Origin of the sequence: Helicobacter canis (genome assembly GCF_008693005.1) — a bacterium.
Lineage (GTDB): Bacteria > Campylobacterota > Campylobacteria > Campylobacterales > Helicobacteraceae > Helicobacter_B > Helicobacter_B canis.
In genome coordinates this window covers 1-1329 of the sequence record NZ_VXKE01000009.1, presented here as the reverse complement: position 1 = coordinate 1329, position 1329 = coordinate 1, and the positions used below count along the sequence as shown (strand labels likewise).

The 1329-nt window shown below is 43.9% G+C and carries 1 protein-coding gene; it reads left to right on the top strand.

The annotated features are described in order from the left end of the window. Positions 1 to 474: 474 nt before the first annotated feature. The coding region (locus tag F4V45_RS03310) for a hypothetical protein (protein WP_150337051.1) at positions 475 to 1329 on the top strand (855 nt) is incomplete at its 3' end.

Here is a 1329-nt window from a genome sequence, read left to right as displayed (position 1 = left end):
CGACTAAGATTTTCTGGTAAATCTTACTCATCGTAACCTCCTTTGTGAGAAGTAGGCTACGCCAAGAGAGGCTGCAACTCTCTTGGGCAACCTCTACTGAAATTCTAACATACTTCCTAAATACTCCCTAGAATCCACTTTTACTTAATCGTGTTTTTCCGTCATCACAAGATTTGCGTAGCAAATCGTGGCAAAGCAAGGCGCAGCCGCAGCTTCTTTAGCAATCCAATCCCAAACATAAATCTATTTTTTTTTTTTTTGATTTTGGCTACAATGTGGCTTTTTAAACTTTCACTTAACCTTTTTAAGGAGACATAATGAAAACATCTACTCATAACATTACTCATATAAACCGGGGGGGGGGGGAATCTTGTAGATTCTAGCTCCAAATCTACTCAAGCAAACACTACTTACAACGACAGAAAGCCTACTCGCCTAGGCTTAAGCCTAGCGTGCTTTTTTGCCCTTAGCTCTATGGCAGCTGCAGCCACGCCTACTATACCAGAAAATGACCCAAATAATCTTCTCTCGCAACTTGAGAGCAGAACCTGTCGTGGCTACTATGATGGGCGACACCACAACAACTGCTATAACATTATGTGGCAGACTACTAATAAACAAGGTGCCACAAATAGTTCGATGAGTGGTAATTGGAATTTTGGTAATACAAGTGTCTATGGAGATGTATCGCATTACACTTACGCAAGCGTAGCTGTTGCCTATCGTCCCGGAGGCTTTAGTGGCAAACAATTCTGGTTTGCAAACGATGCACGAGTGGATCACCTTGTGTTCAATCTTAAAAAGGTTGGCGAGGGGGATTCTCCTTGGCTCAATTTGGTTAATAGCAACAATCTCAATGTTACAACCCTTGATGTCATCGGTGATGTAATGTTTGAAGTAAAGCTAGGCGGCAATAGCAGTATTGATACTATCAACAACGCTGCTGATCGCCTAAGCCTTACCACAAATAGTAATAGCTCCCTAACAATCCAAACACTCAATCAAAACAGAGCCGATAGCCAGCTAGTCATACAAGAAGCTCCCGGCTCTATTGTGATAAATACCCTTAATCAAAGTGGCGGTAGCGTCTATCAAAGAACCGAAGAAGTAGGAGTCGCCAACATAACAGGCGGACACTACTACCAAGGCTATGGACCTACTGGTGGTAGCTTTGGTCCATCAGGCGATGGCGGACAAATAGGCACGCTCAATCTCCAAGGCGGAGCATTTACTCAATATGCTGGGCAAATCACTACTGCCAATCTCTCCGGCGGCACATTCACCCACAATGGCGGCACACTTAGCAATGTAGTGCTTAAAGCTGGTGGC